At 46.0% G+C, this 24,153-nt stretch carries 23 protein-coding genes; 14 read left to right on the plus strand and 9 right to left on the minus strand.

Annotated features, from left to right (window positions below; genetic code table 11):
- The first annotated feature begins 465 nt into the window (after window positions 1-465).
- Complete coding sequence (locus OIK42_RS19745) at window positions 466-1,248, plus strand: hypothetical protein (protein ID WP_273642910.1); 783 nt, start codon at window positions 466-468, stop codon at window positions 1,246-1,248.
- A gap of 21 nt (window positions 1,249-1,269) precedes the next feature.
- Here OIK42_RS19745 and OIK42_RS19750 read toward each other — a convergent pair whose 3' ends face one another.
- From OIK42_RS19750 to OIK42_RS19790, 9 genes are all read right to left on the minus strand, one after another.
- Window positions 1,270-2,994: a glycosyltransferase family 2 protein gene (locus OIK42_RS19750; RefSeq protein WP_273642911.1), complete on the minus strand. Its 1,725-nt coding sequence runs from the start codon at window positions 2,992-2,994 to the stop codon at window positions 1,270-1,272.
- 158 nt (window positions 2,995-3,152) lie between these two features.
- The gene (gene rfbB / locus OIK42_RS19755) at window positions 3,153-4,241 is read right to left on the minus strand and encodes a dTDP-glucose 4,6-dehydratase (RefSeq protein WP_273642913.1); all 1,089 of its coding nucleotides are present in this window, start codon (window positions 4,239-4,241) and stop codon (window positions 3,153-3,155) included.
- 29 nt (window positions 4,242-4,270) lie between these two features.
- Window positions 4,271-5,125: a dTDP-4-dehydrorhamnose reductase gene (gene rfbD / locus OIK42_RS19760; protein ID WP_273642915.1), complete on the minus strand. Its 855-nt coding sequence runs from the start codon at window positions 5,123-5,125 to the stop codon at window positions 4,271-4,273.
- Window positions 5,126-5,134: 9 nt separating this feature from the next.
- Complete coding sequence (gene rfbC, locus OIK42_RS19765) at window positions 5,135-5,680, minus strand: dTDP-4-dehydrorhamnose 3,5-epimerase (RefSeq protein ID WP_273642916.1); 546 nt, start codon at window positions 5,678-5,680, stop codon at window positions 5,135-5,137.
- Window positions 5,681-5,844: 164 nt separating this feature from the next.
- Complete coding sequence (rfbA, locus tag OIK42_RS19770; RefSeq protein ID WP_273642917.1) at window positions 5,845-6,723, minus strand: glucose-1-phosphate thymidylyltransferase RfbA; 879 nt, start codon at window positions 6,721-6,723, stop codon at window positions 5,845-5,847.
- Window positions 6,724-6,727: 4 nt separating this feature from the next.
- On the minus strand, window positions 6,728-8,857 hold the full coding sequence (locus tag OIK42_RS19775) for a secretin GspD/PilQ domain-containing protein (protein ID WP_273642918.1): 2,130 nt from the start codon (window positions 8,855-8,857) through the stop codon (window positions 6,728-6,730).
- Between the two features lie 17 nt (window positions 8,858-8,874).
- Window positions 8,875-9,330 carry a hypothetical protein gene (locus OIK42_RS19780; RefSeq protein WP_273642919.1) on the minus strand — a complete coding sequence of 152 codons (456 nt, stop codon included), beginning with the start codon at window positions 9,328-9,330 and terminating at the stop codon, window positions 8,875-8,877.
- Window positions 9,327-9,902, minus strand: a complete 576-nt coding sequence (locus OIK42_RS19785; RefSeq protein ID WP_273642920.1) for a hypothetical protein — start codon at window positions 9,900-9,902, stop codon at window positions 9,327-9,329. The genes OIK42_RS19780 and OIK42_RS19785 overlap by 4 nt, the downstream gene beginning before the upstream one ends.
- Window positions 9,895-10,836, minus strand: coding sequence for a PilN family protein (locus tag OIK42_RS19790; protein WP_273642921.1), 942 nt, complete (start codon window positions 10,834-10,836; stop codon window positions 9,895-9,897). Before OIK42_RS19790 ends, OIK42_RS19785 begins: the two co-directional genes overlap by 8 nt.
- 124 nt (window positions 10,837-10,960) lie before the next feature.
- On the opposite strand from OIK42_RS19790, the gene OIK42_RS19795 reads away from it, so the two are divergent.
- From OIK42_RS19795 to OIK42_RS19855, 13 genes are all read left to right on the plus strand, one after another.
- On the plus strand, window positions 10,961-12,664 hold the full coding sequence (locus OIK42_RS19795; protein ID WP_273642922.1) for a GspE/PulE family protein: 1,704 nt from the start codon (window positions 10,961-10,963) through the stop codon (window positions 12,662-12,664).
- A gap of 6 nt (window positions 12,665-12,670) precedes the next feature.
- Entirely contained in the window at window positions 12,671-13,861 is a 1,191-nt protein-coding gene (locus tag OIK42_RS19800; protein WP_273642923.1) for a type II secretion system F family protein, read from the plus strand.
- Between the two features lie 9 nt (window positions 13,862-13,870).
- Complete coding sequence (gene gspG / locus OIK42_RS19805) at window positions 13,871-14,290, plus strand: type II secretion system major pseudopilin GspG (protein ID WP_273642924.1); 420 nt, start codon at window positions 13,871-13,873, stop codon at window positions 14,288-14,290.
- Complete coding sequence (locus tag OIK42_RS19810; RefSeq protein WP_273642925.1) at window positions 14,271-14,660, plus strand: pilus assembly FimT family protein; 390 nt, start codon at window positions 14,271-14,273, stop codon at window positions 14,658-14,660. The genes gspG and OIK42_RS19810 overlap by 20 nt, the downstream gene beginning before the upstream one ends.
- Entirely contained in the window at window positions 14,650-15,066 is a 417-nt protein-coding gene (locus tag OIK42_RS19815) for a prepilin-type N-terminal cleavage/methylation domain-containing protein (protein ID WP_273642926.1), read from the plus strand. Before OIK42_RS19810 ends, OIK42_RS19815 begins: the two co-directional genes overlap by 11 nt.
- A 4-nt stretch (window positions 15,067-15,070) precedes the next feature.
- The gene (locus OIK42_RS19820; RefSeq protein WP_273642927.1) at window positions 15,071-15,643 is read left to right on the plus strand and encodes a type II secretion system protein; all 573 of its coding nucleotides are present in this window, start codon (window positions 15,071-15,073) and stop codon (window positions 15,641-15,643) included.
- A complete protein-coding gene (locus OIK42_RS19825; protein ID WP_273642928.1) occupies window positions 15,633-16,589 on the plus strand; it encodes a type II secretion system protein GspK in 957 nt (318 codons plus the stop codon). The genes OIK42_RS19820 and OIK42_RS19825 overlap by 11 nt, the downstream gene beginning before the upstream one ends.
- 456 nt (window positions 16,590-17,045) lie before the next feature.
- The gene (locus tag OIK42_RS19830) at window positions 17,046-18,380 is read left to right on the plus strand and encodes a hypothetical protein (RefSeq protein WP_273642929.1); all 1,335 of its coding nucleotides are present in this window, start codon (window positions 17,046-17,048) and stop codon (window positions 18,378-18,380) included.
- A 231-nt stretch (window positions 18,381-18,611) separates the two neighbouring features.
- A complete protein-coding gene (locus OIK42_RS19835; protein ID WP_273642930.1) occupies window positions 18,612-19,094 on the plus strand; it encodes a hypothetical protein in 483 nt (160 codons plus the stop codon).
- A gap of 211 nt (window positions 19,095-19,305) precedes the next feature.
- Window positions 19,306-19,977 (plus strand): hypothetical protein, encoded by a 672-nt coding sequence (locus OIK42_RS19840; protein ID WP_374211886.1) that lies wholly within the window; start codon window positions 19,306-19,308, stop codon window positions 19,975-19,977.
- Window positions 19,978-20,038: 61 nt separating this feature from the next.
- On the plus strand, window positions 20,039-21,724 hold the full coding sequence (locus OIK42_RS19845; protein ID WP_273642932.1) for a glycosyltransferase family 2 protein: 1,686 nt from the start codon (window positions 20,039-20,041) through the stop codon (window positions 21,722-21,724).
- A gap of 7 nt (window positions 21,725-21,731) precedes the next feature.
- Window positions 21,732-22,943 (plus strand): glycosyltransferase family 4 protein, encoded by a 1,212-nt coding sequence (locus tag OIK42_RS19850; protein ID WP_273642933.1) that lies wholly within the window; start codon window positions 21,732-21,734, stop codon window positions 22,941-22,943.
- Window positions 22,944-22,982: 39 nt separating this feature from the next.
- The gene (locus OIK42_RS19855; protein ID WP_273642934.1) at window positions 22,983-24,140 is read left to right on the plus strand and encodes a polysaccharide pyruvyl transferase family protein; all 1,158 of its coding nucleotides are present in this window, start codon (window positions 22,983-22,985) and stop codon (window positions 24,138-24,140) included.
- Window positions 24,141-24,153 lie beyond the last annotated feature (13 nt).

Raw genomic sequence — 24,153 nt, forward strand, 5'->3', positions numbered from 1 at the left:
ATCTGATTTTTAAAGAACAAAGTGCAAAAAGATTACTCTATTTGCGCAAGGAGGACTTCCGTCACATTCAGCTATTTAACTGAACCTTGCTGCTTCGTGGCTGTTTAGGCCCTGCCGAAGCGGATGCGTATAATACGCTTTTTGTTTTTTGAGTCAACATGTTTTTTGAATTATTTTCGCAAACTGTTTTCTCTTAAAACCGCTTGACACCTGACGTAGAGAACATTTAACAATGTTCGTTTGCGTACATTTCCTGTCGAAGCGGACGCGCATTCTAGACACTTCTAATTAAAGATCAATACTAAATTTGTATTTTTATTGTAATTTGTTGAACGAACGGATACTTTATAACCAATCCGGTTGTTTTTTCGTTATTTTTTGAACTAAATACACCTATTTAGCTCTAATCTAAGGATTCATCTTACCGAAACGAAATAGGTTTAAATTTGAGTGTAGGGCAGAAATATGAAACGTAGTGGTTATATCCTGGTTTCCCTGATGTTATTCACAAGTCATTTTTCGCAAGCGATCACAACTGACGAAGAATTATTGCAAACTGAGAATACCGTTCTGCAAGGATTTATTAAGCGACAAGTAAAACAATCAATGTCGGTTGGCAGAGCTGTAGGCTCGATTACCAGTCATTACCCCAACGAAGTAGAAACGATTGTTGCCACTTCACTGGATATGTACCCGAATGATTTTAAAGAAATCATTCACGCTGCTATATCGGCACAACCAAACGCTACCTCTAAGATTGTTGAAATAGCGATTAAAAAGAACGTAGCATCCTGCCCTAATATTGTAGAACTCGCTATTGAGGCCGATCCAAGTTATGTGGATTTTGTGGTGGGCGCTGCCGCAAACTCTAATCCTGATGAATTGAAAGATATTGTCCGCGTTGCGGTGTTAACTGAACCCGATTCCGCTGATACCATAGTGCAGACTCTCACCAGTGAGCACCCGAATGAGTTGGTAGATATTCTTACCAGTGCTATCCAAGCCGTGCCCGTAGTGGGTGAGTACGTGGTAAATGCATTACTGGCGGTGTTTCCCCACGAAGCAGAAGCCGTGGTCACTACCGCGGTTCGAGAATCAGCTCAACAACGCGAGCAAATATCAAAAATCATTGAGACTGCCCATCAGGCAGGTTTAGATAGTGCCGACATTAAGCGTTACGCAATGGACGCCGGTATGACTGAAGAAGAATACAGTGCTGCAGTAAAACATAAGAACCAGGATCAGTAATAATGGTCGTGTGAGCGCGCGCTATGCGCTGGTCTCCCGCCATTCCTTTTCATCTTTAACAGCAAAGTTTTCTCTGCGTAACGTCAGGTTAGGGTTATAGGCAGGGTCGTTTTCGATAACATGGGCCCAATGCTGTTTTAAGTAATCGAGTTCAGCATTAAAGCGGGCCATTTTTTCTTTACTGACGTCTAATCCCCGTGACACCGATTCGTGATGATAATGTTCTACCTCTGCACAATACAGATTCCGCAGGCCAAGCTCTCTGACACGCAAACAAAAATCGACGTCATTAAAGGCAACGGTAAGGTTTGTGTCGTTTAACCCGCCAACGGCTAAATAGTGTGATTTTTTAACCAATAAACAGGCCGCCGTCACGGCACTGAAGTTTTGCGTAGCGGCTAACCGGTTCATATAACCTGGATGGAATCGCGGGAAATACTTGTGCGCGTGCCCTGCACCGCCCCCGTACCCCATTACAACACCGGCATGCTGGACACGATCATCACTGTAGAGTAACTTTGCGCCAACGCAGCCGATGTCATCCCTCATGGCATGCCCGGCCATATATTCGAGCCAATCCGCGGTGATAACTTCAATGTCGTTATTAATTAATCCAATGAGCTCGCCTCTGGCATGTTGCACTGCAAAGTTATTGATTGCCGAGTAATTAAACGGGTGCGGGTACCTTAATACCGTGATCTGCTTATGGGTAGCCAGTTCTTCAAAATAGGCTAAGCTGTCGGCCTCATCGGAATTATTGTCAATCAACAGGATTTCGTAGTTAGTGTAGGTGGTTTTGTTAATAATTGACTCAATACACGCTTTCACCAGTGCCTTGCCATTTTTAGTCGGAATGATCAGTGACACCAGTGGCTCACTGTTTAGCGGCCACTGAACACGGTTAACCGCGACTTTCGATAACGTCGACGCTTGTCCGCCCGCGCTGACAACACAATTCGCCAGTTCCTGAAGTTGCGCGCTTTTACCTGAGCGGCTCCCGGTAAAGTGCAGCAGTGAAAAGGGCAAGTGCTTAATACGCAGATGCGTATCGGCCAGCCACAGCTCGGCGACGATCGCACCAATTGTGGCGCACGACAGCTCCTTTAACGCTGTTATTTGGTGCGCAGCAACCACCAGCCCCGTTTCTACATAGCCAGCGGAAAAGTGATAGTCCGGGTTCCAGTCGGGTAAGCAGCGAGGTGTATCGAAATGTGCGCCGGCCGCTTTTTCATCGGTGTCTACATACAGCATGTCATAATTGTCGCTGCGGGCTAACACAGCCAATGCCATTGGATGCAGTTCATCACCGGCGTTGATTAATAACGCAGGTAAATCCGCGGTTAAGCTTGCTTCGTTAACGTGGCCGGCGCAATGTATTGAACAGGGCAATAGCGCCGAGAGCTGATTATCTTCTGCGCCAATCACCGTCACTGAGTTTAGCCAGTCGGACTGAGGCAGCAAAGACAAACACGTTTGCTTGATCTGGTTAGCGTTTGCGCCAAATATCACCACATTAAAATGACTTTGCACTATTGGCTGTTGTGCAACGATTGTGTGCAGCTTTGATGCCTGACGGCGCAATGTATTGGCATATAGAGCCTTGAGTTTCTTTTTACTTGGCAACCCGTAAAACAAGCCGGACTTTTGCAGGGAGCGCGAATAAAACGACGTGAGCGCCGGGTTCTTTTTGGCAAAATTGCGCACCGGTTTGGGCACAACACCCACACCGGCTTTAATGGCTATCATTGAATATTTTTTTAGCGACATGTAGCGATATAACAACCGTTAAGTAATGTTTTATGTTTGCCTGAAGCTCTGCAAACGCGAACTTTGAAGTATCCCTTAAAACAACAACAGGGGCAAATAGCCCCTGGTTTATAACACGCTGCGCCTTAAACGCTGCATCAGGCGTTACCTAAACGTTCGCCCTGGTAACTGCCGTCAAGTACCGCTTGCCACCAGCTGGTATTTTGCAAATACCAGAGTACCGTTTTACGAATACCACTTTCGAAGGTTTCCTGTGGCGTCCAGCCCAACTCAGATTCAATTTTGCTGGCATCAATGGCATAACGCATATCATGACCAGGGCGATCGGCAACTGTGGTGATTAACGCACGATAACTGCCTTGCTCACTGGGTTTAACTTCATCAAGAATATCGCATATCGTGTGTACCACATCGATATTTTGCTTTTCGTTATGACCACCGATGTTATAGGTTTCGCCAATTTTTCCTGTGGTTGCTACCACCACCAGTGCACGGGCGTGATCTTCAACATATAGCCAGTCACGAATTTGATTACCTTTACCATATACCGGCAACGGCTTTCCCGCCAAAGCATTTAGAATCATTAACGGAATGAGCTTTTCCGGAAAATGATAAGGCCCGTAATTATTGGAGCAGTTCGTTACCACCGTAGGTAACTTGAAGGTGCGTAACCAGGCCCGAACCAAATGATCGGATGCCGCTTTTGATGCCGAATACGGTGAGCTTGGCTCGTAGGCAGTGGTCTCGGTAAACAAGGGGAGTTCGCCATCTGAACCGACATCATCAGGGTGCGGTAGATCGCCATACACTTCGTCGGTAGATATGTGGTGAAACCGAAAGCCTGCTTTTTTGCTATCGGACAACGCAGCATAGTAGGCCCTTGCCTGTTCCAGTAATACGTAAGTTCCTACAACATTGGTTTGAATGAACTCACCGGGACCGTCGATAGAACGATCAACATGCGATTCGGCCGCTAAATGCATAATGATGTCTGGCTGGTAGGTATCAAGCACACGCTTTACCGCCGGGCCATCACAAATATCCACCTGCTCAAAATGATAACGCGCATCGCTGTCGACGTCTTTGAGTGACTCCAGGTTGCCAGCGTAAGTCAGCTTATCAAGGTTAACCACCCTGTGTTCGGTATCGTTTATAAGGTGGCGTACTACGGCAGAACCTATAAACCCTGCACCACCGGTCACTACAATTGTTTTTGCTGTTGTCATTGTCGTCTTCTTAACTATGTTTATGCGGCTTACACCAGTTCGTCCATCATCGCACTAAGCTGCACTTGCCAGTGATTAAGCTCTGTCGAAAAGGTCTCTCTGGTGAGGGTTTTATCCAGCACGCTATAATGCGGACGTTTGGCCGGTGTTGGATAGGCGCTGCTGGGGATCGGTTTAATAGGTACCGGCTGTGACAGCAAACCTTTGGCTAAGCCTAGTTGCTGAATAGAAACAGCAAAATCAAACCAGCTGCACACCCCTTCGTCAGACCAGTGATATACGCCGCTGGTGCGCTGTATGGCAGCTTCGATACACGCCTGAGCTAATCCCCTGGCCCAGGTGGGGCTGCCAATTTGGTCGTCAATGACGCCAAGCTGGGGCTTTTCTTTCATTAAGCGCAGCATGGTTTTAACAAAGTTGTTGCCATGGGCCGAATATACCCAGGAAGTACGGATAATGGCACTGGCAGCAGGTAATATCGATAGCACTTCAGCCTCGCCAGCCGCTTTGGTTTTGCCGTACATGCCCTGGGGTTCAATGGTGTCGTGCACGGTATAGGGCGCGCCCTTTTCGCCATTAAATACATAGTCGGTCGACACGTGGACAAAAAAAGTGCCATTGACTTTGCAATAGCGCGCTAGATTAGCCACGGCGGCCTGGTTAAGCAGATAGGCGTTATCCTGATCCGTCTCAGCGTTATCAACAGCAGTATAAGCTGAGGCATTTATTACTGCATCTGGTTTGATGTCATCCAGCTTTGCGGCAATATTTTCGCTTAAAGTTATATCGATATCTTCTCGGCCAAGGCAAAGGGCTTCTGGCACCAAACGGGCAATTTCCCAGGCCAGTTGACCGCTTTTACCAATAACCACTAATTTTGTCATGGTAATATCCTAAAACGTTGGCGCATTCACAAACGTCACTCCATCGGCATCTTTCGCCGACAATGACGGCGCTTCACCATTTACCAGCGGCCAGTTAATGCCAATTGTTGGATCGTCAAACTTCACCGACACTTCTGACTCAGGATGATAATAGTCCGTGCACTTGTAAACAAATTCGGCCGATTCGCTGGTGACGTAAAAGCCGTGAGCAAAGCCTGCCGGTACCCACAACTGACGTGCATTCTCTGCCGATAAGTGCACGCCCACCCATTTGCCAAATGTGGGTGACGCTTTTCGCATATCCACTGCCACATCAAACACTTCGCCGGCCACAACCCGCACTAACTTGCCCTGGGTTTGCTCCAGTTGATAATGTAAGCCGCGCAGAATGCCCTGTTTGGACTTTGAATGATTGTCCTGAACAAACTCGACATTCGCACACTCAGCTTTAAACCAGTCGGTACGAAAAGTTTCCATAAAAAAACCACGCTCATCACCGAATACGCGTGGCTCAATAATTTTGACATCAGCAATGTCAGTTTGGATTACCTGCATTAATTTACTTTTCCACTATTTTTGTTTTGTATCCAGCGTGCGTATTAATGTGTTAGAGATACGATGAGCTAAAATACATTTAATTATTTGTTAGGTATATTTGCGTTGTACTTATCTGAGTATGGGTAAGCTTTTTACACCAGCATTTGACACCCCTGAAGGCTTTATTTTACCCGGTCTTTAATGACTTTTAATAAATACGTGCCGTAGCCACTTTTAACTAGTGGAGCTGCCAGCTTTTCCAGTTGCTGCGCGTTAATATAGCCCATGCGGAATGCCACTTCCTCCGGACAACAAATTTTTAAGCCCTGGCGTTTTTCAATAGCGGCAACAAAGTTAGCGGCATCCAGTAAGCTGTCCAGCGTACCGGTATCGAGCCAGGCTGAGCCGCGCCCCATTAGCTCCACTTTAAGCGAGCCATCCTGCAAATACATATTGTTTAAGTCGGTAATTTCGAGCTCACCACGGGGAGACGGTGTGACTTCTTTTGCAAAATCCACCACGCGTTTATCGTAAAAATACAGACCAGTCACCGCATAGTTGGATTTTGCGACAGCCGGCTTTTCTTCGATAGAAAGTGCGTTCCAGTCGTGATCGAAATCAACAACGCCATAGCGCTCCGGATCATTCACGTGATAACCGAATACCGTAGCACCAGAGGTTTGTTCATGGGCGCTTTTTAAAGACAGTCTTAAATCGTGACCATAATAAATATTGTCGCCCAAAATGAGCGCGCAGTCATCATTACCGATAAACGATTCACCAATTAAAAACGCCTGCGCCAGGCCGTCGGGTGAAGGTTGCACGGCATACTCAAGGTTAAGTCCCCACGCCGAGCCATCGCCAAGCAGGTCAATAAAGCGCTGTTGCTCTTCTGGGGTAGTAATAATGAGCACATCACGAATACCCGCCATCATCAGTGTCGACAGCGGATAGTAAATCATTGGCTTATCGTAAACAGGCATTAACTGCTTGCTTACCACTTTCGTGAGAGGGTGCAGCCTGGTACCAGAGCCACCAGCTAAAATTATTCCTTTTCTCATTGTGTTACTCCATCAAAGCTTCTAATCGAGCACGCTGAAGATCATCCGTCAAACCTTCAACTTCATCAGGCGAATTCAGAATATAAGGTATGATCATAATCATCAGTTCTGTACGCTCTTGCGTCGAGCCATCGCCCCGGAACAGCCGGCCTAAAACCGGAACTTTACCAAGTAGTGGCACGCCGACTTCGTTTCCTGAATCTTTAGAACGTATTAATCCTCCGATCAGCGCCGAGCCACCATCGCGCAAAGTGAGCACGGTTTGGATGCTTCGATTAGAAATTCTGGGTTGATCGCCGCCTGATACAGCCGCTTCACTCAGCTCTTGAGAAATTTCCAAATCAACCATTCCTGTAGCATGTACTGTTGGCGTAATATCCAATATTACCCCGGTCTCCTGGTATACATAGTTTTTAACGATTGGTGCATCCGCTGTGCTAGTACCTTGCGATTGTGTCGACAAAACAGGGATTCTGTCACCGACATTTATGTTCGCTGATTCGCCACTTTTCACCATTACCCGAGGCCGAGAGCGTATTGTTGTTCGGTTATTGCTGTACAGAAAGTTTAATGCAGCCCGTGTATTATTTGCTGCGCCATCGCCCATCCCATCTGTCACGGTAAAGTTTAGGCCATTGCCAAACGTTGAACCTACTACATCATAAGCACCAATAGATGATTTAAATAGCCACTCAATTGCTGAATTATCGCTCTCGTCAAGGCTCACTTCCGCTAATATAACCTCAATCATCACTGAAGGTGCTGGACGATCCATACGCTTAATCATCGCTAACGCCTGAGTCCAATCCTTGCCACTACCGCTGAATAAAATAGTGTTGAGCATTTCATCAACCGCATAACGACCTTTCGTTTGAGAATTTTCATTATCGTTTGTCGTTTGTGGTCTGGCTTGTACTTGCGACACTCTGCCGTTTTCACCACTTCCCTGCATTGGCTGCAACCCGTTGGCTACGCCTAATTGGCTCAACAGGTTTACAATATGACTGGCTTTGGTGCTTTGCACCTGATAACTAAACAACCCATTTTTGACCTCACTTTCTCGCTTAGTCTCTAGTTTCCTGGCCCACTCAACTATGTAATCGAGTGTTTCTTGCTCTTTTGCAAAAATGACAACCTGGCCAGTCGACTCTAAAGGCAATAACCGAACTGGTGCTGTTGACTCTCCAGCCTTAACTTCAAAACCTTCAGTTTTCAATATCGCCAACAAATTGTCAGACAATTCTTTGGCCGTACTGATCACAGGCTGTAAAATCACGCTATTCATACCCGCCATCGACGGCCTGTCGAGTAAGTTTATTGCTGCAACTGCTTGTTGAACTTTTTCATACTTTCCTTGTATGAGTAGTGCGTTACGATTAATGTCTTCTTTAACATCCAAATCGTTACGACCAAAAATTTGCGATAAGACACTGCGCACATCGGGTGTTTTCAGTGCTTTAAGTGGATAAATTTGAAATATGGGGCGATTGCCTGCGGGCACCTCCGGTAGCGCTCGTCCAGACATAATTATAGGCGTTTCATCTCCTGCGGCCTGGGCAGAATAGTCAAACACCAATACTCCCTCACGTTCAAAGGTCGTAACCCCGTAAGAAGCTAGCGTCTTAGTAGCCAACACATAGAAATCATCCTGAGATATAGGGGCGCTCAAGCGAAGCGTGACTAAGTCTGGAGCATCTTTAACCGACGGTTGCAGAATAAAGTTTAAACCCAGCTGATTTCCATATACTTCATTTATGAAACCTGGAATGGGTAAATTGTTGTATGACTGCTGAGCAACTTGTTTATCTTCTAGTTTTGGTATAACGACCTTTTCAGCCGCTTTAGCGGCTTGAGAAACCGATAACTTGGGCGGAGGGATCACTCCTAATGCAGTATCAATCTCACTGCTATCTGCCTGTTGCCCAATAATGGTGTCTGCCTCCCCCTCATTTTGCTCTTTTGGCTCACGAAGTGGCTTAAAAAACGTTTTTTGATCCTCTTTGGAGAATTTGGAAGCAGGTCCACTGAATTGCGCACAGCCATTAAGTAGCACCAGTAAAACTGGCACGACTAAGCAGCTCAGATGTTTTCGCTGAGTTGAAATAAACCATGCATTATTGCTTTTTCTGTTCATCGGATTTTATTACTGCCTTATTGAAATAGCACTTGTTGTTGCTGTTGGTTAGTATCGTCGTTTTGCCAGACTACTCGTCCTTGCTCAATCTGAGTTAATGACCAGGGAGCAAGCCATTGCTCTCCCAAGCTCAACACAACTGGTTCAGTATCTCCAGGAAGCAAAAGTATCGCTCGTTGTTGTTCAGTTAATACCGTGCCAATTAATATTGCATCGGTTAGCTGACGTTTTTGGGGCTCCACGGCATTCTCTTGTGAAACACCAGGCTTCTGTTTTGGCTCTGGATTGAATTTTTCAATATTGCTCATCACCTGTTTCCAGGTTGTTGTGTCCGGAGCCTCATATTGAATGAGGGTTTGCGCATCTCTGCTATTGCTATTACTGTTGGCACTCAACAGATTAACAATACCGCCCAGTATAGCGGCAACAATCCAACAACCTGCCAATACTACGATTAGTTTATTACGACTCATTCTTTAGCGTTCCGGTATAGAAAATCTAAAACGACTGTAATACTGTCGCTTCTCCCTGGCCGGTAACGCAAAGATATAATTCGCAATGCGGGTTTGCTTCCATCCATTATCGCGAGCAATCCTGATAGATTACGCTGGGACATTTTGCCCTGATACTCTACACGCACCTGCCAAAAACGGCTGGTGCCAAAATTAAGTTCGCTGGAACCTACTAAACTGGCGCGGCCATCACTTATGAATTCAGTTGTCAATTTGCTAACCGCTGATAGCGCTTCGGCCTCTGCGACACTGACTGATTGCGCAACTGGAATAGTTTGTTTTATGGTCTCAACCGACTCGCGTACCGACTGCATAACAGAGTCAGGAACTTCATCATCAGCCGCTCTTTGCAAACGCCCGAGCATTTGGAGTTTATTCTGAACCTCCGCCGCAAACTCATCACTCGAATCACTTAAGGATTTTGTTAGGCTAAGCAGCAAAATAACCGCGATCAGTAATAACAACCAATGCAAACGTATATTTTGCTGCAACTCTAACATAACTGGACTATTTTTTTGCAACTGCTTATTCACCGGCGACTACTTCCAGTATCCATGTATCTTCATTAGCATGTGGCCGGATAGCAACACGTTCAAATAGAGGGCTTTGTTCTAATTTTGTGACCAGTTCAGCGATATTCAAATTAGCCATTTGTAACTCGACTTTAAGTTCTTTCAATTGCCACTCTAGTAAGTTGATCTGCCATTTACTTGACTCACCTAATTCGGATAGCACCTCAGCCAAAGCTTGAGGCAGGTAACCAGCTTCACTTTGCCAGGACTGTGCCCGACCAATAAACTGCTGATCGTTTTGCAATCTCGCCTGCTCATCAAGCCTGTCTCCCACAAGGTCTTCAAGCTTGACTATATCACTGTCCAATTGATTTCCTTGCACTGCAAGCGAAACAAAGCTGCCCGCCTGCCATGCTATCATTACGCCGAACACCACGCCGGCGAGCATTGCCCAGGTTATTGGTTTTTTTAACCATCGATCGATATTTCTATGGCGCGCCCAGTATCCTCGCTGCTCCTCGCTCATTGCAACGGCATCGGTGGCCTTTTCAGTCAGGACATGACAAGCCGTCATTTCTCCCGCCGCCCAATGCTGTTCGTAAGCGAAGTTTTCACCAGTAACTCGATGCATACCGTCAGCCAGGACACCTTGCGCTGCGGTTTCTGGCAAGCCTTGGAAACTCCCTGCGGTAGTCCAGATTGCTACGCCATTGGCTGACAAATAATGATAGGCATCGCCTCCCACAAACGGATTCACCACACGAGCCTGAATTTTCGCCCAATCAGCCTTTTGTGAAGGCTTAAGACTTGCAGGATAAGCTTTGAATACATAGTATACTTCGCTTTTGGTATCCACGTTATATTCGTCATGCCATAGTAAAGACTCAAGCCAGTCCAGTAATGAGGACAGCCAATTGGCCTTAAACTCAAGGGCAGAAGTCAATGTCATGCTCATGAAACTATTCCGATCAAGTAATGCGGGATAATATACCGAAAATTCTCCAGACAATTAACCGTTTATCAGTAAATATGTTCATAAGTGACAGTTACTACCTAAAAAGCGAGCGATTAGTGTGACAATGCCCAATACAAATATAAGCGAACATCATCAGGACAAACTATTGGCGGCCCTGCTGGATGATGGAGTACTAAGTTCGGAACAAGCAAAGTTGGCAGAAGACACCGCCGGTAAGCTCAGCCTGGACATCCTGCGCGCATTATCACGCCTCGGGCTTGTTGGGGACGATAATTTGTACAGCTATGCCGCAGATGTTTTTGGTCTGGAATTAATCAATAAAATACATCAATGCCCGGGGTCGGTAATGATTATCGATACATGCAAAGACCTGGGGTTAAGTATCGACTGGTGCATCAGTAACTCCGTATTCCCCATCCAGGATGGCGATTCCATTCATGTTTATTTTGGTAATCCGTTTCTGCAAAATCAACTGACACCGTTAAGACAGCTGGTCAACGAAAAAAAACTACACAAATATTTACTGACCCCAGCTATGGCCGTTTCTGTTGCTGACGACATCACTAGTGAACGAGCTGTGTCCGAATTATTTGGTCAGTCCAATTCAGATATGGCCGCGCTCGCAGAGGAAGCACCTGTTATTAACCTGGTAAACAGTGTTATTGAACGCGCTATCTATGCTGAGGCATCAGATATACATGTTGAACCCGGCAGTAAGAATCTAACCATAAGATTACGGGTAGACGGCAAATTGAGTGAATTTATGCAACAGCCGGCATCTCGATTTCAAGCCATTGCATCGCGTATAAAATTGTTATCCGGAATGGATATTGCTGAGCGTCGTTTACCGCAGGATGGTCGCTTTACCAGCCGTGCAGGTAGCCGCGAATATGATATTCGGGTGTCAAGTGCTCCCGATGTCAATGGCGAATCTATCGTTATGCGATTGTTACCAAAACAGCGAGATGAACTCAGTATTGACGGTCTTGGCTTCGCCGAAGATCATCTGGCAATGATACGGCAGTGGGGCAAGTTAAGTAATGGCATCATATTAGTTACCGGGCCCACTGGATCAGGTAAGTCAACTACATTGTATGCACTGCTGGCTGATGTACAAAGCGGTGATGAGAAGATTGTTACCGTGGAAGACCCGGTTGAATATCAATTACCAGGGATCACTCAGGTCCAGGCCAAACCAGAAATTGGGTACACCTTTGCGAAGGCCTTGCGTACTTTTCTGAGGCAAGATCCTGATATCATCATGGTCGGCGAGATACGCGACAAAGAAACCGCCGACATAGCTATTCAATCCTCACTGACCGGTCACCTGGTGTTATCGACCCTGCATACTAACGATGCCTGTTCCGTATTTCCCCGGCTTTCCGATATTGGTGTGGAGAGCTACCTTACCGCTGCGACAATACAGGGGGTTCAGGCTCAGCGACTAGTGAGAAAGCTCTGTGAACATTGCTCTGTGAGTGCACCGAAACCCAACTTTTTAGAGCAAAACCCTGAACTTCACAGCCTGTTAGAGAACGTGTCCAGCCCTGACTGGAAACAAGCTGTAGGATGCGAGCGATGCCAGGGACGAGGTTACCGTGGCCGAGTGGGTATTTATGAGTTAATTGCCGTGACGCCAGCATTACGTGACCTTGTTGCTGCCAAAGCGCCGCTAAAGGATATCCGTGCCAGCGCAAGAGCATCCGGGTTTCGTTCCTTGCTTGAAGATGGTTTACTAAAGGCCGCCCGGGGGTTAACCAGCGTAGATGAGGTTTTACGCGTTTGTTCATCGAATGAGGATGCCTAAACGTCTATGAAATTCAATTATGAAGGTATAGACCTAACACTAAAACAGCCGGAGACGGGGGAAGTGGAAGCCCTGACCGAAGCAGAAGCACACCATTTATTGCAGCAACGCAACATAGAGGTGACCAGGCTAGTCGTCCAGGAAAACAAAGTTGAGGGCAAAAAGAAAGTCACTGTGTCTGACTTGGTTGTGCCATTGCAAGAACTCGCAACGCTCACTGAATCAGGTGTGATATTAGTCGATGCGCTGAACGCTCTGGCGCAAAATAAAATGCATTATGGGTTAGCTCAAGGATTTAGAAAACTGGCCAGCGCTATAGAAGGCGGAGAAAGTTTTTCTAAATCAATAGCGTCTTCTAAACTCCCATTTCCGACCTATGTAGAGCATTTGGTTCATGCTGGGGAGCTCAGCGGCCAATTAAGCAACGCGTTAAATAATGCCGCAGCGCAGCTAAAATACGATGAGGCAATTCGCAACGATCTTCGTGCAGCCTTAACTTATCCCCTGGTACTCATTGGTTCCGGGCTAGTTGCCATGTTGATTATCTTTTTTGCCGTAGTGCCTAAGTTTTCCCATATGCTGGATAACGAAAAAGAACTTCCAACCCTGGCCTGGTTTGTCTTATCGGCCGGGCGTTATGCCAACGAGTACCCATGGCTTATAGCCAGTGGGTTTATTGGTGTTTTATTATTAATTGTTGGCGCCGTGACCAACAAAAGGATTCAAAGTAAAATAATGAATATTGCCATTGGACTACCCGTTATTGGTCCCTGGCTTGCCGAACAGGATGCTGCACGCTGGGCTGCATTGTGTGGGGCTATGCTCACAGCCCGAGTAAACTTAGTTACTGCACTATCCCTGGCGGCGCAGTCAAGTGCTTTTACCCGGCGACGCGCCCGTGCGGAACAAATAGCTGACGATATTCAGGCTGGCACTGCGCTGCCAGAGGCAATTGAACGGTCTGCTCTATTACCGGGGACTTCATTAAACTTGCTCAACGTGGGCGACAAAACAGGTAAACTAGCAGAAATGATGGGCGCAGTGGCTCGGCTTCACGACGAATCTTGTAAACGCAGAATGAAACAAGTAATGACACTAATTGAACCCCTTGCAATACTGATTGTCGGGGTGTTAATTGGTATTATGATTTTAGGTATAGTACTGGCAATTACAGCCTCTACCGATATAGCAATTTAAAGGAAGGTTATGAAAAAGCACTATTCGGGATTCACGATGATTGAACTCCTCGTTGTACTGGTGATTTTAGGTCTCCTAGCGGGATTAGTAGGCCCGCAATTCTTCGGCAAAGTGGATAGTTCAAAAGTCCGCACTGCCGAAACCCAGGTAAAAATGTTAAAAATGGCACTACAAACTTACCGCCTTGATGTTGGCCAGTACCCGGATAACCTTGAAGCCTTGCGCACGGCGCCAGCTGACGTAAAAGGTTATTGGGATGGACCTTACCTCGACGAGTCGGTTCCTGTCGATCCCTGGAACACGCCTTACGTATATGAAAAAGATACCAGCGCTGATCAAGGCTTTTATTTGTATAGTTATGGTGCTGATAGCGCTCCTGGTGGCGAAGAATTAAATGCAGATATCGGGTATGTACCACAAGAAAGCTAATATCGGTTTTACGCTGATTGAGTTGCTCGTAACGTTGGCAATTCTGGGCTTGATAACCGCCTTAGCCGCACCATCGGTGAATGCCTGGTTATCGAGCAGAAGTACCGACGCCCAGCGTCAGGAGCTTTCATCAACATTAGCACTGTTACCTTTAAAAGCAGTTTCCGCCGGCCAGTCTCTTTATGTAGAGTCTGCCAGCGAACTAATCGACAACACTGCGGGAGTAACGATTTCCAGCCCTATAATTGTGCTCGAGAATGGCTATTGCAAAGGTGGCAAAATCATCATAGGGCGGGGTAATTCGCAAAAGCGATACACTGTCAACGCACCATTTTGTGAACTCATGATGGACATAGAAAATGCGTCGTAACAAAGGCTTCACCCTCATCGAAGCTCTGGTAGCGCTGGTTATCCTGGCGGCAACATTTACGACTGTCTGGGGCTGGTTTGGTACTGTTGCAACTAACACCCCGAAGATGGAACAGGCATTGAGAATGCCACTGCTGTTTGATGAATATACCCAGTACCTGGCTTTGCAGCCACTTCAGCAGGTTCGGCAGGGAGAATTCGTTATAGATGGGTTCAGAATTGAATGGCAGGCAACAGTCGCCCGCGCTTCAGACAATGAATATTATCGGCGCCAACGTGAATGGCTTGTAGTCCTTTTTGACGTAGAGGCACAGGTATTTAAGCAGGACGAACAAGTCGAAACATTCTCCACGCAGGAAGTTCGCTACTGGCGGGATCCAAACTCTCCCTCCAGTATTTTTGGATAAGGCTATGCGTAATCGGAACGGCTTCACCTTAATCGAGCTGCTAGTGGTACTTGTCATTACATCGCTAACCACCGCACTATTACTTTCAGGGCTTTCAACCACCTGGCAAAATTTTGCCAGATTAAGCAGCCGTAACCTTGTGTTTAACCAAGCGCAGTTACCTAAGTCCTGGTTTATAGAAAGTGTTCGCGGCGTGTTATTGTCACATCCGGATACGGCAACGTTTGCCGGTACATCTGACAAAATCGACATGGTAACATTTCTCCACCCTGCCAGCCGGCCAGCTTCACCTCAGCAGCTCAGTTGGGAGCTGAGGGGCGATAACGGCACCTGGTCGCTGGGCATCTCTGAACCGACCAATCAATACAGTGAAGTACTCACTTTTACGGAGGCAGTGCATTTTGAGTACCTGGTTGAACGCCAGTGGCAAGACACATTTATCCCAAGCAATGGAAAGCTGCCGTTGGCAATAAGGATCCAGGGTAACAATGCAACCTATATACTAGCGACTGTGTCGCGTCCTTTACGCGCAGACATACCAACCGAATTACCGGTATTTGGTGCTTATGAATTTTAACCCTGCATTGACAACTCAGCGAGGAATCGCGCTCCTCTCTGTTTTAGTTGTCTCGTTAATTTTAACGCTTTTAATTAGTGGGGCTACAGCCATGCTAAATAAACGCATGGCGCTCGCAATAGATGCTAAGCAACAGCTCGCAGAAAAGATGCTCGCCCATGCGGTAAAAAATGAACTCACCTATTTAATTGCGACACAAAGGACAACCCGAGCAGGAGTAAGCAAAGGTACTAACCCTCAGGGCGCCAGCAGAAACGACGCGATCTGGGCCCTGCGCTATATCGGTGATGAGATTAGGGTTGATGGTTTTGAGTATAGTCGCACAAATGAGCTGGCTACCGTTCACTACTCGATTCAAGCTGTTAATGGTCTGATCCCGGTTAATTCGTCGGCGCAGAACTGGCTAAATCGCTGGTTATACAGTACTGGCATGGATAACTATACTGCCGCGAGATACACTGACGCATTAGCTGATTACGCCGACCCCGACGACTGGAGCAGACCTGCGGGTGGGGAGCGGCGCAGTTACCTCAATCGGGGAATGGCTCCCCCGACAAACTTTCTGCTACAACACTGTGGTGAACTGTATGACATTTTGCATTGGCATGATAATCCCGACCTGGTTTCCCAATTGCAGCCCTTTTGCGGGCTCAGGCGATCTGCCAGCGTAAATTTGAACGCAATACCTGCCCCTTTACTCCATCAGCTATGGCCGAACCTGGCCGACCAAATTCTTGCCGAAAGGGCCAATGGTGAATGGATACTGGGCCATAGTCAGGCTCAGTTAAAGTTTAATGATATAAGTGGAATGACAGACGATTTTATTCGGTTTATTGCCGGCTCAAGATTTAAAATACAAATTAAAACAGGCAGTCATGTAGAGGCAACGGAACTCACCACGGGTACGAAGCTCTTACCGCCCTATACGGAACGCCCACTTCGATAACTACAGTTTGTTATTGATACACCCTACCACAACCAAAGCTTTCATCTACACGGTTTGAACAATGTGCTAACACCGACTACGATTGCAAGAGATTATTTATTATAATAACGACACCAAAAATATACCTGTAATCTCAGCCGTCACTATATACATATTTAACTGATGCATATAGCATATACCTGAGACTTTGCTTGTAATTTTGTGCTAAGTAGTCTAAAACTGTGTATTCTTCTTTAATAATGTAACTGAATTCGCTAATGGACAGTCAATTAAAGTTTACAAAACATCTGTGATGTTAAGAGAAGACCAGAACAAGCTATTAAAATAGCGACAAAAAAGTTGAACACAACATTTTGGTGTTGTACTTTATAGGGGAAGTCGAGTGCTCGTCACTAAGGACTTGGTGGCGAAAGCCATGACTAAATAAAACTATAGTTACTCTTGCAGGAGTTATACATGTTAAACAAAAAAATCTTAGCGGCTTCTATTGCAGTCGCGTTCTCATCAAGCGCATTTGCTGTTGTTGACATTGAGGCGGACACTGGTTCCGTTACCTTTGCAACAGAAGCATACACTGCGACTGACCTAAACACCGACGGTAACCTTCCGGTAACCAACGCCAGTAACATTCTTGACGTTACTTTTAACACCGGTTTTACCATTGGTAACGGTACATCTAAGTACGTTGTTGTTACTCTGAACAATGCTGAATTTGGTGCAGCACCAACCCTTACAGTAACAAACGGTACTGCATCTATCGCCCAAGGCGGTACTGCGGGCGACAGCACTGTAATCTTTGAAGTTGCAGCAGGTGCAGATATTCCAGCAAACGCTGTAATGACTTTAGCAGCGTCATCTTATGCTATTTCAACTTCATCAGCAGCTACTGTATCAACAGCTCTGTATGAAACAGCGGGCAATGCAGTATCTGGAGACCAGGCGCTGTACACTGAAACTGGTACTTTAGCAACAACAGGTACTGGTAGCTCAGGTGACTTCGCAAATGAGTACACCAGCACAGCAACTGTAGCGTCTAGCTTCCTGAACTTTGACGCATCAGCAACAAACACTGCTTCAGCAACGTTAACTGCAGTTGGTGAAATTGACATCACTGAAATCGTAGCTAACTCTACTTACAAGCCTGACGGTACTGCGTTAACTGCTGGTGATCTGATCACTGACGCTCAAGACGTTACCTTCGCTGGTAACTTCTCATACGGTACCTGGACGCTTGAAGACGAAGCTACCTGTGCTGACGTTGGTGGTGTTACTTCTATCGACGTAAGTGCTGGTATTAACACTGATGAAGACGAAGCGACAGTAGCGGTTGCAAGCTTAGCGGCTGGTCCATACTACCTGTGTCTTGAAGTTGACGGTACTACCGAAACTATCGTTAAGTCTACTTACGATGTAACACTTGTTGACGACAGCCTGGAAAACGACCTGGGTACTGTTAAGTACGATACTACTTCTATCGAAGTACCGTACCTGACAACCTTCGCAGACTACAATCAGCGTTTCTTCTTGGTAAACTACAGCAACTCTGAAGTGACTTACACAATCGACTTCGTTTCTGAAGACGGCGTGACAGCTACTGACGGTACTGCACAAACAGGTACTATCCCTGGTGGCGAAATGATTTCAATTAAAGCAACTGATATCGTTACTCTGGCAGGTAAACAGCGTACTTCTGCTATCATCGAAGTAGAAGCACAAGATGCTGACGTTTCAGCTAGCATGCAAATCGTTGACCTTGAGTCAGGTACTACTGACACCGTAGTACTTAACTAATTTTAGTTAATAACTAGAATCCAAAAACCTCCGCTTATGCGGAGGTTTTTTTTGCCTAAAAAAGCGTTATTTGGCGTTTTTTTATGACACTACAGATAGTTGCCCCGCGAATAACTATCAGCCATTCTTATGGGCGTATCAGGCTTGGAGCAAATTTTTTTGCCAAGCAAGCCAGGCATACATTAGAATTCCAGCCATTAATTAACAAATCACTGAAACAAAACGCAAACAATGTTAAAACATCCGCTCATTATATTTTTATCGCTCACACTGCTACTACTGGTTAACTACCAAGCCGCAGCTGTGGAAACTAACTCCCAGCAGCCAGCAGAAGTTAGTACATCGGGGCTAAGTTGTGCCGAGCCAGCACAAAATTTTATCCCCTTATTAGGGAGAGGCACTGCCGATGTCGAAACTTTTTTAATTAGAGATCTGCAACAGGAACTGGTAAGGCAAGATGAACACTCGGTGCTCGTTTCGATAGTTTGCACTAATGATGCTGTAGTTAAGGGATCCACCATAGAAGTACAGGAAGATGGCGAAACCAAACAAGCTCTTTCTAAATTGTTAGTCACTTTTCCCTTAACCCTCAAAGTACAAAATCGCCGTTCATTAATCACCCTGGATGTAAACCTGCACTATTTAACTGAACATTTGGAAGCAGTCGAAGGCCGCAATACAACAATCACGTTTGAAGTATTAAAACAGCGGTGACATATTTGTCCGGGCAATACCACTTTACAGGCACTTTTATAAGATGACGGCTATAACATTACTAACCGGTATACCACGGTCAGGTACGACACTCTGCTGTAAACTGTTAAGCCAAAACAAAACGACGCTGGCTCTGCATGAACCACTGGATCCGCAAGTAATAACCTCAACAGAGCTGAACGCGTCGATACATGAAATATCGCAACGAATAATGGCTATTCGAGACGCTGTTCAATCGTCAAAACCTATCCCTCTTGGCGATAAGGATAATTACCTTGTAGATAATCCTGTGGGCTACTCACAACAACACCATGGCGTAAGAGCACTTTCTTCGGTGAGAGGAACAACCACTATTCCGCTTAACAACGATCTTGAACTGCTTGTGATAAAACAAAATGCGTTGTTTACGGCACTATCATCCCATCTTATTGCCCACTATCCATTAATTGCAATAATCCGCAATCCTGTTGATGTACTGCTGTCATGGATGACTGTCGATTTACCGGTAAATAAAGGGAGGTTACCGGCCGGAGAAAAGTTCGATAAACATTTAGCCAGCCTCTTACAGCAAGAAGACGACGTATTGCAACGTCAATTAATTATTTACGACTGGTTTATAGATAAGTTTAAACACTCAGCATTAGAGTGCATTAAGTACGAAGAAATTGTCGCGACCAACGGTAAAGCACTTTATGATGCTATTGGTATCACGCAACCTAACCCTGCAGAGCTCAGGGCTCCGCAACGCAATTTCGCTCCCTCCCTGATTGAACGCCTGAACAACTGTGTACCACAGTTGGAAGCTTTAGCCATAAAAGCGGGCTACAGCCCCGCAATAATAAGCAAGCAACTTGAATTCTTAAGCTGCCAAAACTGCTCTTAAAAAGAATCTATGTTATATTGACACCGTTTTGTTAGCGACTGACCAGAAAAAAATAATTCCAATGAAAAGAACACTCAAATCAGTAGTAAAAAAATTACTCGGCTCTTCACCCCAGCAACTCGTTACCATTGATACCGTAGCAAAAACTCTCGACGGCTATTGTGTGATTGGCTGGTATTTCACCGACCTTGTCTCGTCCGTTAAAGTCACCGACAGCAACAATCAGACTGTTGACGCTATTACAGATGACATAGAACGTGCAGACGTTGCTGCAGTAACGGGGAAACAGGCGACTGGCTTTCAGATATTGCTTACCACTAAAGTAACACTTGATGAACTGACGTTAGTTGCAACACTCAAAAATGGCCAGAGCCAAACTTACGCGCTGTCGTCTGCCAATGTGGAAGCTTCACAGTTAGCTGCACCGATTAAATCAACAACAAAAGGCCAAAACTGCAATGGCGCCTGTGAATTCGCTGTTGTTACGGGTACTCATGTATTTGTGAGTGGCTGGTTAACCGACACCCGGCGAGCAACGTCGTTGGCTCTCAATAAAAAATCCAACGCTGTAACTGAAAGTGACTATGACATATTTCGGTTTATGCGCAATGACGTGGTCGAGGCTTATGGCAAAGGTCCTCATACTTCCGCTGCCGGCTATTGCATATTGTTTACCCTCGATAAAAAACTCGACAAAAACGAGAAGCAACTTAATTTAGTTTTTACAATTGATGGCAACGAAGAAGAAATGTCGGTAAACCAGGTGTTTTGGGGCGCTGACGAACCCATGACGAATACCAAGCGGATTCTTAATAACTGGGCTCCCTCCAACCCGGCTCACCTCGCCAAAGCAGACATTGTTAGCACACCGGTACTTGAGCTTTACGCTAATACTGCCAAAGCAACCTCAGTGCGTTACGATTTTGGTGAACAGGTACAAACGCCAAAGGCCAGCATCATTATTCCGTTATATGGCCGTTACGATTTCATTCGTTACCAAATGTCGCATTTTAATCGTAGTGGCGAGGCACGACAATGCGAAATTATTTATGTAATTGACGATCCGTCCATCGCCTCGCCCGCAATGCAGTTGGCGCGTTATATGGCTCAAATGGTTTCGCATCCCTTCAGCGTTGTGAAGCTGTCAGACAACGTTGGTTTTGGCCGCGCCAATAATATTGGGGTTGAGCATGCTCGTGCAGACAACCTGATCCTGATGAATTCAGATGTTCTGCCTAAGTCTGTCGGTTGGCTGGATAAAATGCTCAGTAGTCTGGACGCACCCGACACCGGAATAGTGGGCGCACGCTTACTGTTTGAAGATGGCTCAATACAGCACGATGGAATGGCGCCTGTTCGCCTGCAGGAATACCCGGGCTTGTTATTTAATGACCACCCTTATAAGGGCTGGGCGGTAAAATTATCGCCACACGCCGCAGAGGAAGCGCCCTGCCAATTAATTACGGCAGCCTGTTGGGCACTACGTAAAGCAGACTTTGAAGCCGCTGGCGGCTTTGACCCAGCTTATGTACTCGGCGATTTTGAAGATTCTGACTTATGTCTGAAGATAGAAGAAATGGGTAAAACCAATAAAATCCGCAGAGACGCAGAGTTTTACCATTTAGAGCGCCAGTCACAGAACCTGGTAGAAGCCGGTAAGTGGAAGCACAACCTTACAATCGTTAACGCAGTGACATTTAACAAACGCTGGAAACAAAAACTCGAAGCAATGCAGGCTGCAGGATAAATACATAATGAAAAAAATACTTTTTATCTCTCATGGTCACCCTGAACTGAGTAAAGGCGGCGCCGAAGTTGCCTCCTGGAACCTTTACCAGCAATTAAAAGAACAAGGATTTGAGTGCTTGTATATCGCCAGAACAGACCCAGGCTCTCATGGTGGTTCAACATTCTCAGTGCGTGGCGAAGAACTGCTGTTTCATACTGCCATGGATGACTGGTTTTCTTTGAGCACAAAACGCTTAAAGCCGTTATTTGATGACTTGGGCGATCTTGTCAAAGAGTACGCGCCCGACGTGATACATATACATCACTATGCTCATATGGGCTTTGAAATCTTTGCGGCGCTGCGTCAGGCTGCGCCCAATGCTAAGATCGTGTTTACTATCCACGAGTTTATGACTATTTGTATGCACAATGGCCAAATGGTCAAGAAAGGTTCGCTTAAGCTCTGCCATAAAGCGTTACCTGCCGACTGCCATAAGTGTTTCCCGCAACACTCACCGGGTGACTTCCTGTTGCGACAACAATATTTGCTCGATCAGTTCGATAATGTTGATTGTTTTGTGTCGCCCAGTCACTTTTTGGCGAAACGCTATATTGAGTGGGGCCTGCCAGAAGATAAGATGCATGTAATTGAAAATGTATTGCCAGAGATGACTTCCTTCCCGCCTGCGCCTATCAAAGAAGGCGAAAAGCGCACCAGATTGGCATTCTTCGGACAAATAAACCCGTACAAAGGGTTAGATATACTACTCAATGCATTAACCTTGCTGCCGGATAATATTCGCGAGCAGATAACTCTCGATGTGCATGGCGCTAACCTCGACAAGCAAGAGCCCTCGTTCCAGGAAAAAATAAACAAACAACTCGACGCACTCAGTGATTGTGTAAACCTGCGAGGCGCTTACGAGTCTGAGCAACTACCTGGCTTATTAGCAGACTGTGACTGGGTGGTCATTCCGTCTATCTGGTGGGAAAATTCCCCGGTTGTCATTCAGGAAGCGATCGCCCATGGCCGCCCGCTCATTGGTTCAAACATTGGCGGCATGAAAGAGAAAATAGAGAACATCGCAGGGCTTACCTTTGAAGCACGCAGCGCCTCATCACTGGCAAAGACCATACAAAATGCTATCGAACCAGACGTTTTTGAACACTGGCAAAAGTCTTTAGTGGTAAGCAGCAATACTTTACAAGAGCATATTTCTTTGCTGAACTCATTGTAGTGATCTGCAAAAGTCACATAAATTAGGACCACACAACTTATGAAGATTGGTGTTATAACCAACCTGGTTAAAATAGAAGAGTTTGTTGCCAAACATATGGCGACAGCAGATACCGATGCCTGGATGAGAGCAACTGGTGGGAATACCGGTAATGTTGCATTTGTTCAGGGCATCAAAAATATCCTGGGTGACAGTTTTGGTGTGGTGAACTGGGGCGATAACCCCCAGGCCGTTAACAAGCACTACGATTTACTGGTCATTTGCTGTGCTAATCAAATTGGCGCCCACGTTGATTTGGCGGGCTGGGCCGACCGCCTGAGAAACTTCGATCTGCCAACTGTGTTTATAGGGCTTGGCGCCCAGAGCAATAAAATTGGTGAAATACCCGAGATACCAGAGGGTAGCAAGCAATTTCTGGAACTCACCAAGTCACTACGGATAAACTCTGCAGCCAGTAATATCATTACCCGGGGTGAGTTCAGCAGTGAGGTGTTGTCTAGCTTTAACGTAGACAGTTCGCCTTTTGGTTGTCCATCACAGTTTATCTCAACCCAACCCAATTTAGGTGCTGCCTGCCTCGCTCACCAGCAACGAACCAAGTTCGACCGTATCATGACAGCCGCAGGCAACCCCTGGCATGCGTCGGCATCGTTAGAAAATACTCTCACAGAGATAGTGGAAAAGTACCGCGGTGATTACATTTTACAACACCCTAAAATGTTAATTCAGCTAGCTTTGGGCGAGACTGATACCATTGAGCCAAGCCACATCAAACGGTTAGAAACTGTGTATTCTCGTATCGGTGATATAGAAAACATCAAAGCCTGGTTTGAAAGCTTTGCGGTATTTTTTGCCGACGCACAAAATTGGATGCATTATTCAAAACATTTCACATTAGCTATTGGCCCTCGATATCATGGTGTCGCCTTACCAATACAAGCTGGCGTGCCAGGAAAGGTGATAAGTATCGACTCCCGTACAGAAGAACTATCTGTCACGACAGGCATACCAACGGTACCTTACGAAGAAGTTGAGAAGCTATCAGCAGAAAAGCTGGTCGATTTTTGTCGTTGGAAAGAAAGTGATGCAAGCAACTATGACGCTATCCGCACTAAAAATGCGATTAACTATCAACGTTTTCTGACCGACAATACTATTCCTGTAAATGATGGCATTATTGCTTTAGCTGAAAATTAAGATCACTCGGGCT

Source organism: Alteromonas gilva (genome assembly GCF_028595265.1).
Classification (GTDB): domain Bacteria; phylum Pseudomonadota; class Gammaproteobacteria; order Enterobacterales; family Alteromonadaceae; genus Alteromonas; species Alteromonas gilva.

Excerpts from the sequence above, each read along its gene's own strand:
- OIK42_RS19745 (WP_273642910.1), top strand. The coding sequence starts at position 466 with ATGAAACGTAGTGGTTATATCCTGGTTTCCCTGATGTTATTCACAAGT.
- OIK42_RS19750 (WP_273642911.1), bottom strand. The coding sequence starts at position 2,994 with ATGATAGCCATTAAAGCCGGTGTGGGTGTTGTGCCCAAACCGGTGCGC.
- rfbB (WP_273642913.1), bottom strand. The coding sequence starts at position 4,241 with ATGACAACAGCAAAAACAATTGTAGTGACCGGTGGTGCAGGGTTTATA.
- rfbD (WP_273642915.1), bottom strand. The coding sequence starts at position 5,125 with ATGACAAAATTAGTGGTTATTGGTAAAAGCGGTCAACTGGCCTGGGAA.
- rfbC (WP_273642916.1), bottom strand. The coding sequence starts at position 5,680 with ATGCAGGTAATCCAAACTGACATTGCTGATGTCAAAATTATTGAGCCA.
- rfbA (WP_273642917.1), bottom strand. The coding sequence starts at position 6,723 with ATGAGAAAAGGAATAATTTTAGCTGGTGGCTCTGGTACCAGGCTGCAC.
- OIK42_RS19775 (WP_273642918.1), bottom strand. The coding sequence starts at position 8,857 with ATGAACAGAAAAAGCAATAATGCATGGTTTATTTCAACTCAGCGAAAA.
- OIK42_RS19780 (WP_273642919.1), bottom strand. The coding sequence starts at position 9,330 with ATGAGTCGTAATAAACTAATCGTAGTATTGGCAGGTTGTTGGATTGTT.
- OIK42_RS19790 (WP_273642921.1), bottom strand. The coding sequence starts at position 10,836 with ATGAGCATGACATTGACTTCTGCCCTTGAGTTTAAGGCCAATTGGCTG.
- OIK42_RS19795 (WP_273642922.1), top strand. The coding sequence starts at position 10,961 with ATGCCCAATACAAATATAAGCGAACATCATCAGGACAAACTATTGGCG.
- OIK42_RS19800 (WP_273642923.1), top strand. The coding sequence starts at position 12,671 with ATGAAATTCAATTATGAAGGTATAGACCTAACACTAAAACAGCCGGAG.
- gspG (WP_273642924.1), top strand. The coding sequence starts at position 13,871 with ATGAAAAAGCACTATTCGGGATTCACGATGATTGAACTCCTCGTTGTA.
- OIK42_RS19810 (WP_273642925.1), top strand. The coding sequence starts at position 14,271 with ATGTACCACAAGAAAGCTAATATCGGTTTTACGCTGATTGAGTTGCTC.
- OIK42_RS19815 (WP_273642926.1), top strand. The coding sequence starts at position 14,650 with ATGCGTCGTAACAAAGGCTTCACCCTCATCGAAGCTCTGGTAGCGCTG.
- OIK42_RS19820 (WP_273642927.1), top strand. The coding sequence starts at position 15,071 with ATGCGTAATCGGAACGGCTTCACCTTAATCGAGCTGCTAGTGGTACTT.
- OIK42_RS19825 (WP_273642928.1), top strand. The coding sequence starts at position 15,633 with ATGAATTTTAACCCTGCATTGACAACTCAGCGAGGAATCGCGCTCCTC.
- OIK42_RS19830 (WP_273642929.1), top strand. The coding sequence starts at position 17,046 with ATGTTAAACAAAAAAATCTTAGCGGCTTCTATTGCAGTCGCGTTCTCA.
- OIK42_RS19835 (WP_273642930.1), top strand. The coding sequence starts at position 18,612 with ATGTTAAAACATCCGCTCATTATATTTTTATCGCTCACACTGCTACTA.
- OIK42_RS19840 (WP_374211886.1), top strand. The coding sequence starts at position 19,306 with ATGGCTATTCGAGACGCTGTTCAATCGTCAAAACCTATCCCTCTTGGC.
- OIK42_RS19845 (WP_273642932.1), top strand. The coding sequence starts at position 20,039 with ATGAAAAGAACACTCAAATCAGTAGTAAAAAAATTACTCGGCTCTTCA.
- OIK42_RS19850 (WP_273642933.1), top strand. The coding sequence starts at position 21,732 with ATGAAAAAAATACTTTTTATCTCTCATGGTCACCCTGAACTGAGTAAA.
- OIK42_RS19855 (WP_273642934.1), top strand. The coding sequence starts at position 22,983 with ATGAAGATTGGTGTTATAACCAACCTGGTTAAAATAGAAGAGTTTGTT.